The organism is Lentibacillus halophilus (genome assembly GCF_055395055.1).
This window is the reverse complement of record NZ_AP043750.1, coordinates 1,931,969-1,954,631: the sequence shown is the minus strand read 5'-3', so window position 1 is coordinate 1,954,631 and position 22,663 is coordinate 1,931,969. Positions and strand designations below refer to the sequence as shown.

The window sequence follows — 22,663 nt, the reverse complement described above, 5'->3', positions numbered from 1 at the left end:
TTCCTTAATTACGATTCTAAATGGATTTCGAATATTTGTCAATATTGCAATACATTTTTTATTCACTATTAATTTATTTCAAACAATTAAACACGGTTATCATGTCAATCGTTATTATTAAGCAGTTGTTCGCCGGAAATTCCGGGATGTGTCATTTCATAAGGGTCTAAAATAAGGTCCAATTCCTCTTCATTCAAAACACCATATTTTAAACATAATTCACGGACTGATTGCCCATTATCTACTGCTTCTCTGGCTATACCGGCAGCCGTTTCATAACCGATATGAGGGTTAACAGCTGTAATGGTACCGACACTCTTTTCAACATAATCTTTTAATGTGACTTCATGAGCAGTAATTCCCGATAAACAGTAATCCGTAAATACTTGAAAGCCATTGTTCATCACACTGATTGATTGCAGCAGGTTAAAAACCAAAACAGGCTCCATAACATTTAATTCCAATTGCCCCGCTTCAGATGCTTGACAAATGGTATGATCATTCCCGATCACCTGAAATGCTACTTGATTTATAACTTCAGCCATCACAGGATTCACTTTTCCAGGCATAATCGACGAACCGGGTTGTCGTGACGGCAATGATATTTCACCTAATCCAGCCCGAGGACCGGAAGCCATAAGTCTTAAATCATTCGTTACTTTCGACATGTTCATCATGCAAACTTTTAATGCAGCCGAAACTTCCGTATACGCATCTGTATTTTGCGTAGCGTCCACAAGATGTTCAGCACCACTCAGAGGAAATCCACTTATATCTGCCAAGTTCCTTACAACACTTTCGATATAATCCGGATCAGCGTTCAACCCAGTTCCAACAGCTGTTGCACCCATGTTCACTTCATATAAATGTTGACGTGAATCTTGAATGCGTTTGATATCACGCTGCAGAGCCCGGCTATATGCTTGAAATTCTTGGCCAAGCCGAATTGGAACAGCATCTTGCAGGTGTGTTCGTCCCATTTTTATAACAGAATCAAATTCTTCCGCTTTCTTATTTAGCACCTCATGCATGGATGTCATAGTTTCCAACAATTGTTCCAAGAGGGACAATGCTGCAATGTGAATGGATGTTGGAAATACATCATTCGTTGATTGAGACATATTGACATGGCTGTTTGGACTTAAATAGTCATAATTCCCTTTTTCATTACCGAGTAACTCAAGTGTCCGATTAGCAATGACCTCATTTGCATTCATATTCAGTGACGTTCCTGCCCCACCCTGGATCGGGTCAACAAGAAACTGGTCATGCCATTTTCCTTCAACGATTTCTTCAGCCGCCTGCACAATCGCATTGCCTTTGGACGGATCCAATCGTGACGCTTCCATATTTGCCAAGGCAGAAGCTTTTTTAACAATCGCTATCGCTTTAATTAATTCTTCATGAACATGATACCCTGTAATGGGAAAGTTTTCTGTTGCGCGCAATGTCTGAATGCCGTAGTATGCATCAACAGGCACTTCCTTTGATCCTAAAAAATCATACTCCAAACGTGCATCGATGTTAATGTTTGGTGTTGTCATACTAACCCTGCTTTCTCTGAATATTTCATGTCTGTCAATCTGTTTCCTCCCTCTATATAATTATTGAAATATCAGACTCTTATCCATTTTAATTTTTAAAAAATGAGAACGTTGTGCTACTAAGCACCGCATTGACCCAGAATGCCTTTAATAGCTTCCCGAGCCAGGCCAAGTCACTAAAGACCTGAAAAAAGCCCAGGAAGCAGTGTTTTCGTTAGATATATAAATTTAACATTTAATCAAACAACTTAATCCATATTAATCCAAACATTTTTAACTTCCGTATAATTCTGTAAGGCATAAGATCCCATTTCACGTCCAAATCCTGACTGTTTATACCCGCCAAACGGAGAAGCTGGATCGATGACACTATAACAATTCACCCATACTGATCCAGCCTTTAATTTACTTGCAACATAATGTGCATTTTTAAGATTCTCGGTCCACACACCAGCAGCAAGCCCATATGGTGAATCATTTGCCCGATTAATAATTTCATCTATATTATCATACGGCATTGCAACAACAACTGGTCCAAAAATTTCCTCTTGCGCAATCGACATTTTGTCTTCTACATCGGTGAAGACGGTTGGCTCAACAAAATAACCTTTATCAGTATGGTTCCCACCAGCTAAAATTTCGGCGCCTTCGTTCTTTCCTTTATCAAGATAACTAACGACGCGATCCTGTTGTTCTTTTGAAACAAGCGGTCCCATCTCCGTATCTCTATCTAATCCATTACCTTGCTTAACATTTTTAGCATAGGAAACAAGATCGGACACAACATTATCAAAGTTATTTTTCGGAATATAAACTCTTGATCCTGCGCTGCAAATTTCTCCTTGGTTAGCCATTATTCCTGAGAAAACACCTGGTGTTGCCTTTGATAAATCTGCATCGGGAAGGACAACGTTTGGAGATTTTCCTCCCAATTCCAAAGTAACTCGTTTCATTGTGTCAGCTGCTATTTTCATGATCCTTTTTCCAATAGCTGTGGACCCTGTAAACGCTATTTTATTAACCTCCGGATGTTTCACAAGTTCTTCGCCAGCAGACTCTCCGAAACCAGGAACAAAATTAACAACACCTGGAGGAAATCCTGCTTCTTCGATAAGTTCTGCAAGATACAGAACAGAGAGTGGTGTCTGTTCAGCTGGTTTCAATACAACGGTACACCCAGTAGCTAAGGCAGGCGCGATCTTCCAAGCCGCCATCATAGCAGGAAAATTCCACGGTATAATTTGTCCAGCCACGCCTACCGGTTCATGGTAAGTATAATTAAAATAGGAATTGGAAATAGGTATCGTTTGACCAAAAAGTTTTGTCGTCCATCCACCAAAATAACGGAACTGTTCAATCGCATTGGGAATGTCCACATAACGTGTTTCATTAATTGGTTTACCATTATCCAATGTATCTAGTTGAGCTATTTCATCAATATGCTCTTCCATGAGATCTGCCAATCGGAACATTAATTTTCCTCTTTCAGCTGCACTCATTTTTGGCCAGGCTCCTTCTTCAAAGGCTTTTCTGGCTGCATTTACGGCTTTATCTATATCCGATTGACCAGCCTCACTTACTTTAGCTAAAACATCTCCAGTAGCAGGGTCAAGCGTGTTGAAAGTTGATTTAGAGTCGGAATCAACAAATTCTCCATTTATATATAGTTTCTTCTTATCATTCAAAAACTTATTTACCTTAGGGTATAATTCAGTTGTTTTTGTTTCCATTATGTTTCCTCCTTTGTACTCATGTAAGTTGATAAACAAAAGTTAAAACTCTTGTTTATCAACTGTTAGTTGTAGCTGACACATTTTACTTTATTTTCTTTTCAAACGCTGTCAGAGCTTCATCTATAATATTAAAGATTTTATCTATATCTTCCTTATTTACGATTAATGGCGGTGCAATAGCGAGAATATTCACGCCTTTTTCAAAATCAGCTGTACGTAAAATTAAATTGCGTTTGAAGCATTCATCGTCAACAATACCAGCAGCACCTACCGAGTCATCAAACGGCGTATTTGTACTTGGATCTTGTTGTAATTCAAATCCGGCAAGCAAACCAAGCGCTCTTGTTTTTGTAACATGTGGGTGTTTATCCTCTAAATATTCAAAGCCTCTTTTCATTTCAACTTCCATATTCTTTGCATTTTGAACAAGGCCATCTCGTTCAAGAATCTCAAGATTTTTCAAACCTATGGCACATGCTGTCGGATGGCCGCTATACGTAAATCCATGCCCAAGAATCTTATCGTATTCCACCAAGGTATCTCTTATTTCTTGACTCATCAGGACGCCACCCAATTGTGTATACCCACTCGTAATGCCTTTTGCCAGGCTCATAAAATCAGGAACAACATCCCAGTTATCCACACCGAACATTTTTCCTGTTCGTCCGAATCCGCAAATAACCTCATCAGAAATGAGCAGCACGTTATGTTCATCACACAAATCTCTGACAGCTTTCAAATAACCGTCGGGTGAGATATGAATGCCACCTGCACCTTGAACAGGCTCGACTATGACAGCCGCAACATTTTCAGGACCTTCCTTTTCAATGATATCACGTATACTTCCTTCGTAATTTGGATCATTTCTATCCCCGGCCTCACAGTTTGTAAGATGGGCTTTCGCATTTAATATATTAGTGTCTTCTGATCCTGCGAAACTATGAAAGGCATCGATCCCTGTCGCTGTTCCGGCAGCTGAAGTTGCACCATGATAGCCATTTGAAACCGAAATAATTTTTCTCTTCTTATCTTGTCCCTTTAGGCTCCAATAGAATCTTGCCAGTTTAAAAGCGGTTTCATTTGCTTCGGAACCACCTGAAGTGAAATAAACAGCATTTAAATCCCCCGGAGCAAGAGATACGATTTTTTCAGCTAATCGAACAGCCCGTTCATTCGAAAAGCCATAGAAAGATGAACTATAAGCAATATTGGTCATTTGATCATAAGCAGCTTTAGCAAGTTCTTGATTGCCATGACCTAAATTAACATTCCAGAGCATTGATACGCCGTCAATGTAAGTATCTCCGTTTACATCTTTTACGTTCATACCATTGCCTTCAGCAAAAACCAGCTTTGGACCTTGCTCTACAAATGTTTTAGGTACAGTTGTTGGATGTATATAATATTTTTTATCCAGTTCAGCTATTTCTTGTTCTTTTGAAATTCCTTGTGAAAGATCACTCATTATAATAACCTCCTTGAGTTTTTGATTGGTTCAAGTGTACTCAATCATATGCAGTCTACCTTGGACTGACGATGAGTTTAAGGGAAACGTATACATAACAGCTTCTTTATAATCTCCCCCTTTCATTTTACAATTAACAAAATCAACTAATTTCTTTCCTGATTCACTCACGTTTAAGTGTCAGTATACCTATTAAGGAAAAAATCCTTAAATATTCCTTTATACAAATAAGTCTCAACGCCTTCATCCAATTGTCCGCACATCGTATAATTTGGTTATTCATTCACTGAACCACCATAATGTATCTTTAATGAAGGTTAAAGAACCTTTAAAGAAAAATTCTCTATTTTTAACTTTAATAAATATTTAAATTTTTGTCAACAGTATATAATCTTTTCTGAGACATTTATACATTACTTATATCTTCTTTATCGTCTATGGAATGTTCTTCAGTTGAATGCTGTCGATGGTTGGTTAGTTCATCCAACGGAACCGGCTGAAAAACAGGTCTTTTCATTACGTATTTCACCCATATATATGAGTAAATGACGGATAATCCCAGAAATATCAACGAATATTTGTAAACATCAGCGGCTTGACTTGGGTCTGATGAAATATTAAAAATAATGTAAATTAGCCCCACTATACCTATTATTTGGAATGTTACACCGAACGGTGATTTAAATCCTCTTTTTGCCGCCGGATACCTAAAACGCAAAATAATGACATTCAAATGTGCGATAATGTAGGCAATCATCCAACATAAACTACCCGCCAATATAAATGTGGTGATGGATGTTCCTTCAGTAAACCCGATTATTAGAAAAAACACAAACAGAAACGACATGAAAAGAATAGCTGCTGATGGAGTCCCCCATCGGTTAAGCTTTCCAAACACTTTAGGCATTTGACCTTCTCTACCCATGTCGTAAATCATTCGCGCAATAGCATTAATCAATGTGTTTAATGTGCTCGTTGTGGCCAGGACTGTAACAATTCCCATCCAGAAGTATCCTGTTTGGCCAAGAATGGCTTCTGCTGCAACGACATGCGGCGATCCTGATTCAGCCAGATTATCCAACGGAGCATATTTAATTGCCCCAAAACCAAAAAGAGTATGCGCTATGAAAATAATAACCAATCCCAACACCATGGATAATGGAATGAACATATTCGGTCTTTTTATTTCTTCAGCAAGCGGCGTTACAAATTCCACTCCTACAAAAAGCCAAAACGCAAGCGCTGTTAAACTTAACACACTCCAACCCATGGGGTTAAATTCAAGATTTGTTGAAACTGTTTCACCGGTCCCAGACCCAGTTATGGCAATGATTCCTAAAATAATAGTAGAAGAAATTAAGAAAGTTGTCAGAACTACTTGAATGGAACTGAAAACTTTTACTCCGAATAAATTTGTGAAGCCTAAGAGTGCCACCGCTAACAACGATATAATAAGTGGACTAACATTCAAGGAAAACACATCTGTGAACACATTACCGATAATAGCGGCCTCCGCGCTTCCGGAAAAAACAGTGACCAGCACATAGCCACTAATAACCGCAATATTTCCAACTAATGGCCCCATTGCGGGAAGTGTGTAATGATTGAGTCCGCCTGCACGGGGAACGATGCCCGATAGTTCAGAAAACGATAACGCTACAAAAAGATTCAATATGAGCGCAAGCCCAATTGCGATAATAAAACCGGATCCACCTAAGCCAAATCCTTCTCCCAGAGAGACCATGGCACTTGAACTAACGACAATTCCAACTGCTGTTGCAATACCTCCCCATAACCCCACCGTTCGTTTCATTTGTTTACTCATTAATCAGCCTCCTCGTTGCATTTCTTTATCTCCTGATTGTTGGGTAAATGTTAGGGTATTACTTGTTCTTGAAACTGCATAATACAAAAAGAACGACATAATGATTCCTACCAGCCAAGCTAAATCCAGTCCTTCGAATGCTTCGGAGATAGGCCCTTGATAAATTTCAGTATTTATAAAAGGGATTTGACATATTATCGTTACAATATAAACTGAAACGGTCTTTATGTTGATCTTTCCAAATATTCCATTTTTCTTCATTAATTCTCTAGGATCGTAATTGGTGTTTTTTAAGATGTAAAAATCAGTTAATGTAATGACGCTCCAAGGAATGATGAAGAACAAAATAAAGCCTAAATATACTTGGAAATTAGCCATGAAATTATTAGCTCCAAATAAAGAAGTCATCACCACCAATAAACCTATTACAGAAGATGTAATAGTCCTTAGCCTGATGGTAGTTTTGAAGTTAACAAAATTACTGACAATTGATAATGCAATAATCCCCGCACCATAAATGTTTAACGAATTAACCACTATTAGGCCGAGTGATAATAGAAAGGCTATAATAGGCCCGATACCAAACCCTAAATCTTTTATCTGTGACATGACTTCTCCATTAATCGTCATTGTTGCAATCGCTGCACCCAAAATCATTAACCATGTGGAGCTGATATAACTTCCCAAATAAGTATATAAAAATGTCTTTTTTGCGTTATCCGGATGCATATATCTTGAATGATCTGAAACATAAGGTCCATAGGTCAGCTGCCACGTGATTCCAGTGGAAACTACTAGTAAAAATTGAGCGAAAGAAAAACTTCCTTCATTTAATAACTTCATTGACAGTTGGCTAATAACAAGTATACTTAGGACGATAAATACAGCGGCAAAGAAAATGGTATATAATTTCATTGATCGTTCAATTATTCCTTGACCATATATAGCTAACAACACCATAGGAATTATACTGAAAATAATAACTAGATTAAGATTTATTCCTAATGTTTCATTAATACCCTGCCCTACTAATACGGTATTTACAGACCCATAGCCCAAGTACATAATAAATGCAATAACCATGGGAAGAATGACACCGAAATAGCCAAACTGCACCCTACTTTGTATCATTTGTGGCGTACCTGTCTTTGGACCCTGTGCAGAGTGTGCGGCCATGATGCCCGCTCCAACTCCATTTCCAAGAATTAATGCAAGACTTCCCCACCAAAAATTTAAGCCTACAATAATTGCCAATGCACCAGTTACAAGCGTTGTTGAGACCGTGCTAGCAGCAAACCAAGTGAAAAAGAATTGCTTTGGACTGCCCTCTCTTTGCTCCAATGGTATATACTCATAACTTTTACTTTCAATTGATGTATTCGTATTGCCCGAAATTGTAAACGCCTCCATTTATCGGATACCTTTTAGCTATATCTCTTGATTTCCATTCGAACGGTCTTAATTAGCATGAAATAATTGCGAACCGGAATTATACGAGAGTCCCCCTTTGTTTCTATTAGAAAAGCGTTATGTTTTCCTAATAAATGAACAAAACGAAGGGGGGTTATTACACTGGTATGTTTTGTTCTACTATCTAACTTCTTGCCGTACTAGACTTTTCCAAAATACCGATTGAATTTTGATAACGTCGTCGATCGCTTCTTGCTGATTCGGGTAGACTTTATCAGGATAACCGTTTTCTCCTGGCGCAAATGGGTCTTCAACGTCGCTTCTCTTTTCTTTCAACGCTTCTATCACCCTGAGTGTGCAAAATGGAACATATCCATTACTGTATCCGCCTTCATGACATACAGCCAATTTTCCACCACACACATTTTCAGCAATCGTTTTCATTTTAGTAGTCATTTTTCCAAACCCTTCTGCTGTAACGGTCATCCGGCCCAAAGGATCAAACATACTTGGATCTTGTCCAGCGGCGACGAGTATTAACTCCGGTTGGAACTCCTCTGCCAATGGTTGAACAATAGAATCTAAAACCGTTAAGTAACCGGCATTTCCTGTTCCTGGCGGTAAAGGTATGTTAACGTTGTACCCTTCTCCTTCTTCTTCGCCAATATTTTCTGCATAACCGGAGCCTTCTGGGAAACTTAAATGCTGGTGTATGGAGACATATAATGTGCTCGGATCGTTATAAAATGCTTTTTCAATACCATTTCCGTGATGCACATCCCAATCTAAAACCAATACTCTATTTAACCCATAGTGTTTTCTGGCATACTTTGCAGCGATAGCTACATTGTTAAAAATACAAAAACCCATACCGAAGTCGGCTTCTGCATGATGACCAGGCGGCCTGGTAAGCGCATACACATTTTCCGTACGTCCTTCCATTACCGCATCAACTGCCGTCATCGCACCTCCTGCGGAAAGCAATGCAATTTCATACGAACCTTTGCCTACAATGGCGTGATCCCCTGCATCGCCACCTGTTGTATCGCTTAAATGATGCACTTTATCGATGTATGCACCTGTGTGACAGGATTCTATGTCGCTTCTGGTTGCAGAACGCGGACGTAGGTTCACCAATTCATCCATAAATCTGGATCTTTCCAATAAATTATTCACTCTGCGTTTTGTCGATGGAGCTTCAATAAACTCATCCTTTTCCAAATATCCGCCTGACGCTAAATAAAGTGTGCCGCTTCCTGTATCATGCCAAAAATAGCTTTCGTCAAAAATATAACCCGTTTTCAACCTTCCACCTCCATATACTTCTTCCTCTTCACATATTACGATTCTTCATGACATTAATCAACGACGTAGGTTGTTATCTCCTTTCTATATGCCCATTAACGGAAAATATCCTTATTTATTCTGTTATCAGCATTATACAGCGGAGAAGTGTAACTTTCAATATTATTTCTACTATTTTTTTAATTTGAAAGATAGCGTCAAATGTGTAAAGTTATTTACACCAAATCAATAGTTGGAGCGTAACTAAAAAAGGAGATCCTTGTTCTATGACTATTATGCGTCAACTGTATTCATAGAAAGGAAATCTCCCCAATAAACCATCATTTTAATGCATATTTAATCGAAACACTGATTCAAAAATAAGGTAAGAAAAGAATTATTATTACTTGAAACATAACGATATTATTGCGATTGATTAATCGTCTGGCTGTCATACCCGACCTTATTTTGCGAATCTCTCATACTGATAATTACCATAAGAATCAGTGACGTGATCGCTCCCAAAGGGCCTCCGATAAAAGGAGTGGGCATAGGAACAATCTGTGCGATAACCGTCACCGCAAAACCGCCAATCATGCCTGCAAGCGCACCCTGGGATGTGGCTTTTTCCCACCATAAACCAAGGACGAGCGGAACCAAAAATGCTCCGATCATCAAGGATTGCGCCAAGGCCATTACGAGCAAAATCAAATCAGGTGGATTCAACGTTACTAAAACAGCAATAACACCAATGATCACCGCGACAATTCGATTGACAAAAACAACAACATCACTAGACAAATGTTTCCCTGCAATAATACTGTAAATATCATTCGTAATAGCCGAGGTAGCATTGAGCAGCATCGCATCGGTTGAGGACATAGCAGCCGCTAAAACAGCAGCTACAAAAATTCCAGCTACAATTGTTGGAAGCAAGTCAAGTGTATGGAAATACCCCATATCCGGGTTATCCAAATTCGGAAAATTAGCTATTATATAAACCCCAACAATCAAAAGGACAAAATAAAATATACTCAAGTATGTTGTAGCTAATGCAGAAGTCGTTTGTGCTGATTTGTTAGATTTTGAAAACATGTACATGAGATAGACATACGGAGCACTCATGGCTCCCAACGTCATCATGATAAAACAACTGATTGCATATAACAGCCCTTCTTCACCTTTTAAATCAAATACTAATGGCTTATTCTGAAGAGCTTGTGCCGTGGAGCTGCCCCAAGGTTCTGCATTCAACACAACGATAGCTACGGTAATCATTGACACCGCCATCATTATAAACTGTATAAAACTCGCCATGATGGATGAGTGGCTGCCTCCCATGACCACATACGTAATGAAAACAGCACCGATGACAAGAACTCCTATCCAATAATCGATTCCTAATACATATTGTACCGCATATGCTCCGCCCTGTAATTGCGCTAGTATATAAACAAACATGGCGACAATCGTGACAATCGCACTTACAAAACGAACTTTCTTATTATAGCGCATCTCAAAAAATTGCGAAAAACTAAGGGCACCATAACTTCTAAATTTAGGAGCAATAAATATAGTGGCCAATGCAAACCCTATGATAACACCTGCATTTTGCCATAAACCAAATGCTACTCCGAAAGCGTACATGGCTCCCAACGTTCCAAGAAAGCTCGACGTACTGGCATACGTAGACGCTAGTGCGCCACCTCCAAGTCGTGGTCCCATACTTCTATCTGCAACCAAAAAATTTTCCCCATCTTTTGATGCTTTGTTTCTGTAAAGAAAACCAATGAAAATCATGGCTGCTAAATAAAGAATAACAATGACTATAATTGAATTCATCTGTGATCCCCCTGCATAAAAATACTTTTTTAATCAACGAGACTATCTTTTTTAAGTTTTAACTTTATGGATTAAAATCCATACAGTAGGGATAACACTTAAATATAAAACCCATAGCACAAATACATTAAGAGGTAAATGAAACACAGTTATACTGGATCCTGCAAGAAATGGAACCACCAACATCAGTATATCCAAGATAAGGATAATCATCAGCGCTTTTAAAGGTCTCATCGTTCAACAACACCTCACTTTCAATCTCTTTTACTAATATTCGTCTGTTAGCTGAATTCGTTCCAAAATCGGTTTTTAGTATCCAACACAAATGTAAACGCATACATAACAATGTTTTTAAAATATCTGTTCCCCAGTCTCCCTCCTTTTTAAAGGCCCAAATTCATTAAAGACATTATCCTTAAATGTTCTTAAAAAAAGTATACATTCCCTCATTAAGACTGTCAATAATATTTTGATTATTTTAAACTTATATATTCATTGATTTATAGACTGGCATGTCTCTCACAGGATTCTATATATTTTTCTGGGTCGTCCTTTGGAAGTCGGCACTTCTTCTCCCGCTATCTCAGCAAGACCTTCATTTAAAAGACCATTTAATATCCGTCTGGCATTGCGTTGCGTCATGTTTAACCACGTGGCAAGCTGAGACGCCGTTACACTTTGTTCTTTGCTTTGTTTCTGAACAGAAATGATTTTATTATAAGAAGACACGGACACACCACTTTTCTTCAATTTTTCCATCACCTTTGGGTCATCGGTGTGAAAACTGAAAGAAATGGATTGATTTTTTTCCAAGGGGCCTTCCACCGTATTTGTTTCATCTCCCAAAAAAATACACGATGCCTGATGATCTTCTGCGTATTGCAGGGCTAACGCCGCTTTATGATTAGCATGACTTGCTGTATCGCCGTACCCGATGCCAATAAAGACCATGGCATGTGTTATGTCAGTAATAGTTTGAAGAAGAGGACGCCCCATTTTTCCAGGGTTTTGAAAACTTTCCCTAGTTGAAAAGATGATAAATTGATTCATGTTCACAGCATAATAAATTCCGGATACCGATTCGGAATAATTCAGTATTTCTTTTTTTATCCTCAGGTTTAACCGATAAGCGTCGTAACTATCAACATCAATTTGAGAAGACCAATACTCCCGATCGTCTGCTAAGCTTATGTACATAATAGCGATTTGTGACTTTTTAAATTGCTGTGTTTGAAAGTGTAACGAAGCAGACGTTAATGTTTCCTTAATTGTTTGTTTGGATGGTGTGATTCTAAAGACAGGAATCTTTTTTTCTGTTAATGAATCATAAACGGATTTGATACTTGTAACACAACTGTTCACATCATCATTGTTATACAGATTTTCGTGAAAACGAATGATGTCATTGATTCCTCTCACGTCGTGGGATAATTCTTTGATAAAAATTTGATTGGTTGGAAGGTTTAATTCTTCATATACACTTGTTACCGAGTCCTTAGTGATGGTATCAAAGCTAACGTTTTCCAGAGGCATTTTATGGTGATAACTCATTTCAAGCATCGTCTGCTTAAGACTCGAATAATCAAGTTTTAAATAAAAGGAAAGACGGCTTGTGCCATGATTTACAGCATGCAAATAAGGAACAATCCCTGTAAACACCCAAATGTCAACCGTATGTTCATATCGTCTTATTATATCAACTGTCTCTTGACTATGTTGATAAGGAAGTGGAATGATGATTAACCCATCTTCTGATTCAGACAGATGACTGACTCGTTTCACCGAGTTATCAGCTCCCACTATACCAGCCCGTACTTTCATAACTGTTCCCCCTGGATTAGCGTACCTTTCATGCAACACATTTAAGTGTCGATACGAATCCGATATATTTGTCTTGGACGTCCTGCCTGCGCTGTTTCTTTCCCAATAATTTCTGCCAGATCATGGTTCACTAAACTATTCAAAATACGCCGGGCATTACGTTCGGTCATTTTTAACCATTCCGATACAATCAAAGCTGTTAAACTGTGGTTACCACTGTTTCTTTGCACGGATAACATTTTTTTATATGTCATGATACTAACACCAGCATTTTCCAACTTTTCGTTCATTTCCTGATCATCGGTACGATACCCATACGTAATACTTTCCCTCTCTTGCAAAGGCCCTTCTATCGTTCCATTATGATCAACCAGAAAAGCACAGAATTCATCATAGTTTTGTGCATGATAGACTGCTAAACGAGCATTGGCTTCAGCCGTTAATGCTGTATCTCCGTAGCCTATTCCTATATGGGAAGGATGATCGGTTATCAAAGCGAGTCGCTCCAAAAGCGTATAATCTTCGGACACGTGTTGTTCGATTGACCCTCTCGTTGAAAAAACGATAAATTCTCCAATTCCCAATGAGACAAACGAGCCGGTAATCGCTTCTGCGTAATCAACAATGGCCGATTGAAGCTGCAAATTTAAACGATGAGAATCATAAGATATAATATGTTTGTCTTGGCCACTATCCATATTTCCCGTTCTTACAAGCATGACCGCAATTTGCGAATGTTTAAATTGCATGGTTTCCCACCGTTGAAGAGACGTTTCTATCGTCGAGCGTATATTTGATTTTGTCGGTGTCACCCGATAGACCGGTATATTCTGTTTTTTTAGTTCTTCATAAACATAACGTAAACAAGTCATACAAACATTTACTTTGTTTTCATTATATAATTGTTGATGAAAGTTTAAAACTTCATCCAAATTTGTATATCCTGGGTATTCGTGAAAAAATATATCATTAACAGAAAGGTGCAAGTCATCATACGCCTCATAAACATCACGCTGTCTTATCATATCAATGCTTACACGGCTAATGTCGTGATGATCATGATAGTGCATTTTAGCCAGTACACTCGTCAAGCTTGTGCCATTTAATTCGAGGTAGAAAAAAGGTTGTTGGACGCTACTTTTTTTTGCATGGGAATAAGGGGTTAATCCTGAAAACAACCACATATCAACCATGTATTGATTCTTTTCCACAATCTCTACGGTTTCTTCCGCCGTTGTGTACGTGAATAATGACGGTTCGATGCTTTCTTCAAATTCTTTCAATATATTCATGATGACATTCGCGGTATCTTCCGGGCCAACTATGCCAGCTTTGACTTTCGCCATAGGTTCACTTTCCTTTCCGGCTAGTATTTTATAATTGCCTTTATATGCGTTACATACGTATTTTCATACAGGTGATACGTCTTAATCGCACAATAACCGGAAAGCCGTGATGTCGTAATGTTTTGAGTTCGGCATGTGCTTAAATCAAGGTGTGAAAATAGGCAGGGACAGGCATACAAAATTATGTCATTATATATTAAATCTGAATGCCTGTTTTTTCAAGAATAACTGCACGTTTACGTAACAGAAGATCTTAGAAACCGCCCATTTCACTACAATAAGAAACAGTCTATTATTGTTTGTAAAGTGCCTTTTGATCAATCTCTTTTTTAATCAATCGTTCAAAGTCCTCATATGGTAATGTCTTCGAATCGTTCTCTCCATATCGACGCACGTTTACGGCGTCATTATCGATTTCATTATCCCCTATCACTAATGAAAATGGAACTTTTTGCGTCTGCGCTTCTCTGATCTTATAACCAATCTTCTCATCACGTTCATCAACTGCAACGCGAACACCTTGGTATCGCAATTGATCAGCAACTTTTGACGCATAATCCAAATGAGCCTGAGGGGCGACCGGAATGACTTTTACCTGAACAGGTGCCAGCCATGTCGGGAATGCTCCCTTGTATTCCTCAATCAAAAATGCCACAAAACGTTCCATGGTGGATACAACACCGCGATGAATGACAACGGGGCGATGTTGGTTGCCGTCTTCCCCGATATAAGTCAAGTCAAACCGTTCCGGCAACTGGTAATCCAGTTGAACGGTGGACAGGGTTTCATCTTTGCCCAGCGCTGTTTTTACTTGCACATCAAGTTTCGGTCCATAAAAAGCGGCCTCTCCTACTGCTTCGATATAGTCAACATTCATTTCTTCCATCGTTTCCTTAAGCATGGCTTGTGCTTTATCCCACATGTCATCGTTGTCAATATATTTCTCTTTATCTTCTGGATCGCGATAGGATAGGCGGAAATAGTAATCATTAATTCCAAAATCATTGTATACTTTTTGCATAAGCTCTACTACCCGAACAAATTCATCCTTCAGTTGATCGGGACGGGCAAAGATATGTGCGTCATTCAGAGTCATAGCACGAACCCGCTGCAGCCCGGCCAGTGCGCCGGACATTTCATAGCGGTGCATGGTGCCAAGTTCGGCAATTCGCAGTGGAAGATTACGATAACTCCAAAGTTGATTTTTGTAAACCATCATGTGATGCGGGCAGTTCATCGGTCGCAACACCAAATCTTCGTTATCCATTTCCATTGCCGGGAACATATCGTCCTGGTAATGATCCCAATGACCGCTTGTTTTGTAAAGGTCGACACTGCCAAGTACCGGAGTATACACATGATCATAGCCCAAGCGTTCTTCCAGATCAACAATGTATCGTTCAATCGTGCGACGAATGGTCGCTCCTTTTGGCAGCCACAGCGGCAGGCCTTGTCCGACTTTTTGAGAAACGTCAAATATTTCTAGTTCCTTGCCAAGCTTGCGGTGATCGCGTTCTTTTCGTTCTTCTAGAATACGCAGATGCTCGTCAAGTTGCCCCTTCTTTTCAAAGGCGGTGCCATAAATGCGCTGCAGCTGTTTGTTATTGCTGTCCCCACGCCAATAAGCCCCGGATACACTCAACAGCTTGAATGCTTTTATTTTGCTTGTGGATGGAACATGAACACCGCGACACAGGTCAAAAAACTCTCCCTGTTGATAAATGGTTACCTGTTCATCTTCCGGAATATCGTCAATAAGCTCTATTTTTAATTCATCGCCAATCTTCCGAAACATTTCCTTAGCCTCGTTGCGTGTAACTTCCACACGTTCTATTTCCAAGCTTTCGTCGATAATCTTTTTCATTTCTTTTTCAATCTTAGGCAAGTCTTCCGGCGTCACAGAATGGTCCATATCCATATCGTAGTAAAAACCTTCTTCAATCACCGGTCCGACACCGAAGTTAACATTGCCGTACAGTCTAGTGACAGCCTGTGCCAACAGATGTGCAGTAGAGTGGCGCAAGATGTCCACTCCTTCTCTATCCCCATAGGTAACAATCGCAATTGTGCCACCATGGGGCAATTCCCGCCGGAGATCCATTAACGTATCGTCCAATTTAATGGCAAGGGCTTGTTTTTTCAATCCCGGTGAAATAGAAGCGGCGATATCCTCTCCTGTTGTCCCTGCCGGAAACGGTTTTGTCGTTCCGTCCGGAAACGTAATCATTACTTGTTCCATCGTTCATACTCCTTCCATTTCTCATGAGTATCATGCATCACACGTAAAAAAGCACCCGTCCCTCTGCATCATTGAAGCAAAGGGACGAGCGCTCACGTCACGTGGTTCCACCCTATTTTCCGCAATAAATATTACGGCTCATTGATCATTAACGCAGATCACACGCTGCTGTTTACTGCATAGGTTCCACAACAGAGTTCAAAGGGGGTGATCATTTATCCGGTCAGTGGAAGCTTCCAGCCAATGACCTCCTTCTCTTTGCTGCCGGAGGCAAATGATCGTGTCCTTATCGTCACTTTTTATTGGGGGTAACATCATTATTGATTATATTATAGCGTCCATTCCGGCTTAAATCAAGTTCTATATTATGTTTACGTTAATGAATATGGAAATGGAAAACGGCTCATTGGTTGAAATTTGACCCGCTCCTGAAAGATATTAATAATGGACATTGTTTTGGCATCCGACGGGCTGTCTCCGTAGATATTGATCGTATCGGGACACATGGCAATGAGTGGCGCCAGATTCCATTCATTTTCATCAAGACCGACCATATAAAGCGGCTTCTTTTGCATGATAGTCCGTAATTCCATCGTTGAAAACCGTTTTCCTTCCGGCTTGTAAAATGAAAATGGCTCACCCTGGAGAACGTGGACTTCATGGTACATTGAATGGCATTTTCCGATATGGTGACGCAGCATGTCAATAAACGCTTGGTGATCTTCTTCACGTTTAAATTCATCTATGGCAAGTCCCACATAATCAGCCAACTGATCTTTAAACATTTTTGATTGAAAGTTGACAATGGAATCAAAGTGAACCGCTCCGGAGTTTTTAATGTTGGCAAAAAAAAGCGCATAAAGCAGTCGACATGGATCCTTGTTATTTCTTATGATCTGATCATCGTCAATATCTCCCGTGACAATACGGTAGGACAAATCCATGATACGTTCGGTTTCATCCATATCTGTATAATAATAATAATCTTTGATGATGCCGTTGAGCATAGCCGTCAGCCGGTGCGATACAAACACACCGACCATTGCCTCGGCGATTGTTTCCATCAGATCACTGCCGGGAACTTGATAATCCAGCTGTAAATGATTCCCCCATTCCCTATTGTTTTTCCAGTGAAGTTCAATCTTTTTGTTGATTTGAAAAAGATACTCACAAAAACGGATGGCTTCTTTATCCGATTCAAAATACACTTCAAGCAAATACATCACCCTCATCCAAGACCAAACTGTTACATTATATGGACATCACTACAGAATCATGTATAATCCATGAAAACTAGTAACGAGTATTGTCCAAATGATCAAGGAGGGGTTGTAAAGGCGTGTTATTGATCACGTCGGTTTTTACCGGCAAGTTTGACGTCCATACTAACCTGCTTAATCCGTTCGATAATCCGTCCCGCTTTCACCGTTTCATTGCCGCCGCGGTTCGTCGTTTCCATTTGTTGTTCAAGCTGACTCAAACTGTAGTTGGAGGTAAAAAACACGGGTTTATTTTCCATCATTCGGTATTGCAGAATCGAGCCTAGTATTTCATCCCGGAACCAGGGTGACTGAGTTTCAGCTCCGATATCATCAAGCATGAGCACATCAGCCTCTTTAAAGTAGCTGATTTTTTCATTGATTGAGTCATCTTTAATAGAGCTTTTCATTTCCCGTACCAATTCAGGCATATAAATGAGCATGGATGATAAGTTATACTCTTTCAACGCGTTAGCTAGTGCCCCCATCATATATGTTTTACCAACCCCGAATGCGCCGTGAAAATAAATGCCCTTTGCCGGCAATTCATCGCTGATTTTATTAAGAAATAGAAGCAACTGACGAATACCTTCTCCGCGCTCCGCATCATGGTCAATATCACTTATCGTCGCGTTCAATATTTCTTTTGGCATGTACAGACTTTGAATTAAGCGTTGCTGTTCCCACTGTTTTTCCATATCGATCCTATTATGACATTTTTCATATACTAGATTGATGTCACCGTTTTCCGCTTGAAGAACCGGGGAATACCCTTGCAGCATGTTCACACACTGCCCAAATGAAGCACATTTGTCACACTGCTTGGACTGTGTCTTATATTCATGAAGCTTAATAAGATGTTTATCCACTGCCTGCTGTGTGAGCTGGGAGTTTTGTGACAAAAATGTCTGTATCTCCGGGTTATTGAGCACTTCCTCCCGCACACGCTGATAATTTTCCTTAAAGTTTTTATTTTGCTGCATCCATTTTTTTAGTTCGGATTGTACTGGCTTCATGTGAATCATCCTTATGATTGACTATTCCTTTTTCCGGAAAACTTTTTCAACAGCTGCTCTGTTTCATGCCACTCGTCGTCAGAAGTGGTATGCTGCTGGACAGTTTCCGATCCGGTATCTTGCTGTTTCTTTTTCCTTTCGGTGAACCAGTCGGGGACCACATCATTGGATGTTGATTTCCGCCCGGATTTTTTTCTGTTCTTACGTTCCTGATGTTGCATTTTTTCATGTTTTGCAAAGCGCATGGCTTCTTTTGCTGTCTGCAAATTCGCACGTGACCAGTGGCTGGCGATCGTTTCCATATAGGCTTTGGACAATTTCATGTTGGATTGAAGCAATACATAATGGATTAATACATTCATGACCGGAGACGGCAATCCTTGAGTTGTCATCACCTCCCGGATCACTTTCAGATCTTGACTAGAGGCCTGACCCCCATTAGATAAATCCTCAAGAAGCTGTTTCGGCGTTATCCGTTCCAATTCCGCAATTAACTGATCCTCTTTTGTTTCAAATTGTTGTACCGTTTCAGCGGAGGTGGTGTCCGGTTGTTTTTCCGTCAGCCTGACAGTTCCCTGATGATTTTTGAACAAATCATGGCATGCGTCTTTGAATTCGCTGCGATTAAGTTTGTTGTCTTCAGTCAGCGCCCATAGCACAGCTTTTTCCACCTCATAGTCCGGTAAATCATACACACTCATCATTTGTGCAATCAATTGCCGGTTCGACTGGGTCAACACTTGATCTTTCGGAATCATACGTTGTTGCAGCATTTGTTCCATCCATGAAAAGTCCGGTTCTCCAACCCAATCAGATGACTCTTCATTTAACGCGTCCGGTTCCGATCCCTGCGTCTTACTGTCCGGAGTAATGGTTTGAAAAACATCGTGAAACGAAGCTGTCATATTAACACCCTTATTATTATACGGACGTTTGACATAATGATCTTTCAACTTGTCAAATTTGGCTTGTCCGATGTGATGATACAAGAGTTGCGCAAGCATATCATCTGCAAAAAATCGGGACGGAGCAAACGGTGGGTGTAGCTCATACGTATACGTGTTATAGTCGTCCATCTGTTCCTGGAATGTTTTTAATAAACCAATTCCTTCTAGTTTTAATCTTGCCCGGTAAAGGTCATCCAGCGGCATATTCATATAATTCATCAATGTATGATGCGTCTGCACTGTTGAATCCAGATGCATTTCGATGTCATTTAACAGCGTCATATATAATGCCATTGCCCTGATGCCGATAAGCGGCTGGTATAAATGGGTCAGTGCATTTGAAAAATCGGCCGGCAATTCTTTCTCGAGTATCACCCGATACCCATCAATGGGTACTATTTTTCCAATATCATACATGGCACAAACCCTTTCCCTATATTAACCGTATTCCCTGTTGTTATTGATTATTTTGTTCTCTGTCCGTTTTGATAAGATCTTTTAATTCGTCCAAAAAAACAGAGATATCCTTAAATTGTCTGTAAACGGAAGCAAAGCGAACATATGCCACTTCATCAATGGTTGAGAGCTGCGTCATAACCATTTCACCCACTTCATTGCTTTCCACTTCTGAAATGCCTTCGTCGCGCAGTTCTTTTTCAACTTCCAGGGCTATTTCTTCAATGGATTCAAGCGGAACCGGTCGTTTTTCGCATGCTTTAATAAGCCCACGTATCACTTTTTCACGGCTGTATTCCTGTCTGGTGCCATCCTTTTTCACAATAATAAGCGGTACCTCTTCAATACGCTCAAACGTGGTAAACCGATATCCGCACCGTTCACATTCCCTACGCCGTCGAATGGACTGTCCTTCTTCAATTGGCCTTGAATCCAACACTTTTGTATTTTTGTTCTGGCAGTTTGAGCATCGCATGTTGTTTGACTCCTATCATCGTTGAGCAGACTGCTACGAACCTTCATAAGCAGTCACATTCGTTTCGTATAACACCATTCAAATATATATTATGATCAATTGTTTTGATTCTCTATTATATTACTATATTATAACATGATGATCATGGTTGAAGTAAATAAAGTGAAACGTCGTTTTTTATTTCACACTGATTATTGATCCAATAAAAAAGATTGACACGCTCTTTCATAAAAGCAGTCAATCTACTATGAAGTCCATTATCAGCGGCTAACTTCCATTTGATCATGACAAATGTGGCTTCCGACATGTCTGGCAAGGTCCGTCACCCGTCTGGAATAACCCCATTCATTATCATACCAAGCCAATATTTTTATTTTACGGTCATCCATAATCATGGTTGACAAACCATCAATGATGGCAGAATACTCCGTCGTCGTGTAATCAATGGAAACGAGTGGTTCATCGCTGTATTGGATAATGCCATTCATTCCATTCTTCGAGGCGTTCCGGAACAAATCATTAACCATTTCTTCTGAGACGGATTCTTCCACATCCATAACCAAATCAACAAGTGATACGTTTGGTGTTGGAACCCGCAGTGCTGAGCCGTGGATTTTCCCATTTAAATGCGGCATGACGTCTCCAAGTGCTTTCGCTGCACCAGTGGATGTCGGTATAATTGATTGTGTGCAACCACGGGCACGGCGCAAGTCCTTGTGAGGGTTATCCAGATTCTTTTGATCGTTCGTGAATGAATGAACCGTCGTCATAAGCCCATTGATAATGGTTAAGTTTTCATCCAGAACCTTGACAACTGGAGCAAGACAGTTCGTTGTACACGATGCGTTGGAAATAACATCATCGGTTTCAGGGTCATACATATCATCATTAACACCCATAACAATGGTTTTATCAATGTCTTTCCCAGGCGCAGTAATAACAACTTTTTGTGCACCTGCTTGAATGTGACGGCCTGCGTCTTCTTTTGTTTTAAATTTGCCCGTCGCTTCGATCACAATATCAATATTATAATCGTTCCATGGGAGTTTTTCAGGTTCACGCGAATGGACGATAGCGATGTCTTTTCCGTCTATCTCAAGGCTGTCGTCAAGCGCTTTCACTTCCCTGCCAAAAATACCATGAACGCTGTCATATTTAATAAGATGTGCTAACGTTTCAGGAGGGTAGTTTGCATTTATTGCCACAACCTCTAATTTATCATCCGTTACCGCTTGACGGAAAACCATTCGTCCGATGCGGCCAAAACCATTAATTGCAATCCGGGTCTTATTCATGTACGATCCTCCTATTATGTTATACTTATCAGTGCTTTATATTAAATAGTATAACATAATTAAGGGTGAATGTGACAACTTTTTTCGAATTCATTTACATGGATTATATGATTTCCCATGATTGAAGCAATGCTTCCATCTGCTCGAAGGATGCTTGTTTCGTTTTGTTATTATCAATAACAGCATCGGCCAACGCTGCTTTTTCGCTGACCGGCATTTGGGAATGTATTCGCTGATACGCCTCTTTTTCAGAATAACCGTCACGTTCCATAAGACGGTTTAATTGTACGTGCTCATCAACATAGACAACAACGGTCTTATCCACATAATGAGTCAATTTGCTTTCAAACAACAATGGGATATCCAAAACAACACATGTTGCCCCCGATGCGATTTCAACATCTCTTTTTTCAAGCATTTTTTCTCGTACAGCGGGATGCACCATACGATTTAACTGTTGGCGTTTTTCTTCATCAGCAAAAACAATCGCGCCTAATTCGTCGCGGTTAATGGTTTGGTCTTTCCGGAGAATTCTCTCCCCGAATGTTTCCACAATCTGATCATACGCTTTTTCTCCAGGCATCACAACATCTCTGGATAATTTATCTGCATCAATAACTGGAATACCGAAATCGTCAAACATTAACGAAACAGTGCTCTTGCCACTGGCAATACTACCGGTAAGTCCGACTGTCAACGTCATTTG

General features: G+C 39.9%; 16 protein-coding genes. All 16 read right to left on the bottom strand.

Annotation, left to right across the window (positions count from 1 at the left end):
• Positions 1-104 precede the first annotated feature (104 nt).
• Positions 105-1,544 carry an aspartate ammonia-lyase gene (aspA, locus tag ACZ5Q7_RS09535; RefSeq protein ID WP_464432803.1) on the bottom strand — a complete coding sequence of 480 codons (1,440 nt, stop codon included), beginning with the start codon at positions 1,542-1,544 and terminating at the stop codon, positions 105-107.
• 248 nt (positions 1,545-1,792) lie between these two features.
• On the bottom strand, positions 1,793-3,274 hold the full coding sequence (locus ACZ5Q7_RS09530) for an aldehyde dehydrogenase family protein (protein WP_343750590.1): 1,482 nt from the start codon (positions 3,272-3,274) through the stop codon (positions 1,793-1,795).
• 85 nt (positions 3,275-3,359) lie between these two features.
• The gene (locus ACZ5Q7_RS09525; RefSeq protein ID WP_343750591.1) at positions 3,360-4,742 is read right to left on the bottom strand and encodes an aminotransferase family protein; all 1,383 of its coding nucleotides are present in this window, start codon (positions 4,740-4,742) and stop codon (positions 3,360-3,362) included.
• A 406-nt stretch (positions 4,743-5,148) separates the two neighbouring features.
• Positions 5,149-6,567 carry an APC family permease gene (locus tag ACZ5Q7_RS09520; protein ID WP_343750592.1) on the bottom strand — a complete coding sequence of 473 codons (1,419 nt, stop codon included), beginning with the start codon at positions 6,565-6,567 and terminating at the stop codon, positions 5,149-5,151.
• 3 nt (positions 6,568-6,570) lie between these two features.
• Positions 6,571-7,977 (bottom strand): purine-cytosine permease family protein, encoded by a 1,407-nt coding sequence (locus ACZ5Q7_RS09515; protein ID WP_343750594.1) that lies wholly within the window; start codon positions 7,975-7,977, stop codon positions 6,571-6,573.
• Between the two features lie 180 nt (positions 7,978-8,157).
• Complete coding sequence (locus tag ACZ5Q7_RS09510; protein ID WP_343750595.1) at positions 8,158-9,282, bottom strand: class II histone deacetylase; 1,125 nt, start codon at positions 9,280-9,282, stop codon at positions 8,158-8,160.
• Between the two features lie 402 nt (positions 9,283-9,684).
• Positions 9,685-11,103, bottom strand: a complete 1,419-nt coding sequence (locus ACZ5Q7_RS09505) for a sodium:solute symporter family protein (RefSeq protein ID WP_343750596.1) — start codon at positions 11,101-11,103, stop codon at positions 9,685-9,687.
• 519 nt (positions 11,104-11,622) lie between these two features.
• Positions 11,623-12,924 carry a helix-turn-helix domain-containing protein gene (locus tag ACZ5Q7_RS09500; RefSeq protein ID WP_343750597.1) on the bottom strand — a complete coding sequence of 434 codons (1,302 nt, stop codon included), beginning with the start codon at positions 12,922-12,924 and terminating at the stop codon, positions 11,623-11,625.
• Between the two features lie 41 nt (positions 12,925-12,965).
• Positions 12,966-14,270, bottom strand: coding sequence for a hypothetical protein (locus ACZ5Q7_RS09495; protein ID WP_343750598.1), 1,305 nt, complete (start codon positions 14,268-14,270; stop codon positions 12,966-12,968).
• A 292-nt stretch (positions 14,271-14,562) separates the two neighbouring features.
• Entirely contained in the window at positions 14,563-16,509 is a 1,947-nt protein-coding gene (gene thrS / locus ACZ5Q7_RS09490; protein ID WP_343750599.1) for a threonine--tRNA ligase, read from the bottom strand.
• Between the two features lie 371 nt (positions 16,510-16,880).
• Positions 16,881-17,732 carry a sporulation protein YtxC gene (gene ytxC / locus ACZ5Q7_RS09485; protein WP_343750600.1) on the bottom strand — a complete coding sequence of 284 codons (852 nt, stop codon included), beginning with the start codon at positions 17,730-17,732 and terminating at the stop codon, positions 16,881-16,883.
• Positions 17,733-17,851: 119 nt separating this feature from the next.
• Entirely contained in the window at positions 17,852-18,784 is a 933-nt protein-coding gene (dnaI, locus tag ACZ5Q7_RS09480) for a primosomal protein DnaI (protein ID WP_343750602.1), read from the bottom strand.
• Between the two features lie 11 nt (positions 18,785-18,795).
• Entirely contained in the window at positions 18,796-20,148 is a 1,353-nt protein-coding gene (locus tag ACZ5Q7_RS09475; RefSeq protein WP_343750603.1) for a replication initiation and membrane attachment family protein, read from the bottom strand.
• A 40-nt stretch (positions 20,149-20,188) separates the two neighbouring features.
• On the bottom strand, positions 20,189-20,662 hold the full coding sequence (nrdR, locus tag ACZ5Q7_RS09470; RefSeq protein ID WP_343750604.1) for a transcriptional regulator NrdR: 474 nt from the start codon (positions 20,660-20,662) through the stop codon (positions 20,189-20,191).
• Positions 20,663-20,922: 260 nt separating this feature from the next.
• Positions 20,923-21,957 carry a glyceraldehyde-3-phosphate dehydrogenase gene (locus tag ACZ5Q7_RS09465; protein WP_343750605.1) on the bottom strand — a complete coding sequence of 345 codons (1,035 nt, stop codon included), beginning with the start codon at positions 21,955-21,957 and terminating at the stop codon, positions 20,923-20,925.
• A gap of 103 nt (positions 21,958-22,060) precedes the next feature.
• Positions 22,061-22,660 carry a dephospho-CoA kinase gene (gene coaE, locus ACZ5Q7_RS09460; protein ID WP_343750606.1) on the bottom strand — a complete coding sequence of 200 codons (600 nt, stop codon included), beginning with the start codon at positions 22,658-22,660 and terminating at the stop codon, positions 22,061-22,063.
• Positions 22,661-22,663 lie beyond the last annotated feature (3 nt).

Coding starts and splice junctions, on each gene's coding strand:
- aspA (WP_464432803.1), bottom strand. CDS start 1,544: ATGACAACACCAAACATTAACATCGATGCACGTTTGGAGTATGATTTT.
- ACZ5Q7_RS09530 (WP_343750590.1), bottom strand. CDS start 3,274: ATGGAAACAAAAACAACTGAATTATACCCTAAGGTAAATAAGTTTTTG.
- ACZ5Q7_RS09525 (WP_343750591.1), bottom strand. CDS start 4,742: ATGAGTGATCTTTCACAAGGAATTTCAAAAGAACAAGAAATAGCTGAA.
- ACZ5Q7_RS09520 (WP_343750592.1), bottom strand. CDS start 6,567: ATGAGTAAACAAATGAAACGAACGGTGGGGTTATGGGGAGGTATTGCA.
- ACZ5Q7_RS09515 (WP_343750594.1), bottom strand. CDS start 7,977: ATGGAGGCGTTTACAATTTCGGGCAATACGAATACATCAATTGAAAGT.
- ACZ5Q7_RS09505 (WP_343750596.1), bottom strand. CDS start 11,103: ATGAATTCAATTATAGTCATTGTTATTCTTTATTTAGCAGCCATGATT.
- ACZ5Q7_RS09500 (WP_343750597.1), bottom strand. CDS start 12,924: ATGAAAGTACGGGCTGGTATAGTGGGAGCTGATAACTCGGTGAAACGA.
- ACZ5Q7_RS09495 (WP_343750598.1), bottom strand. CDS start 14,270: ATGGCGAAAGTCAAAGCTGGCATAGTTGGCCCGGAAGATACCGCGAAT.
- thrS (WP_343750599.1), bottom strand. CDS start 16,509: ATGGAACAAGTAATGATTACGTTTCCGGACGGAACGACAAAACCGTTT.
- ytxC (WP_343750600.1), bottom strand. CDS start 17,732: ATGTATTTGCTTGAAGTGTATTTTGAATCGGATAAAGAAGCCATCCGT.
- dnaI (WP_343750602.1), bottom strand. CDS start 18,784: ATGAAGCCAGTACAATCCGAACTAAAAAAATGGATGCAGCAAAATAAA.
- ACZ5Q7_RS09475 (WP_343750603.1), bottom strand. CDS start 20,148: ATGTATGATATTGGAAAAATAGTACCCATTGATGGGTATCGGGTGATA.
- nrdR (WP_343750604.1), bottom strand. CDS start 20,662: ATGCGATGCTCAAACTGCCAGAACAAAAATACAAAAGTGTTGGATTCA.
- ACZ5Q7_RS09465 (WP_343750605.1), bottom strand. CDS start 21,957: ATGAATAAGACCCGGATTGCAATTAATGGTTTTGGCCGCATCGGACGA.
- coaE (WP_343750606.1), bottom strand. CDS start 22,660: ATGACGTTGACAGTCGGACTTACCGGTAGTATTGCCAGTGGCAAGAGC.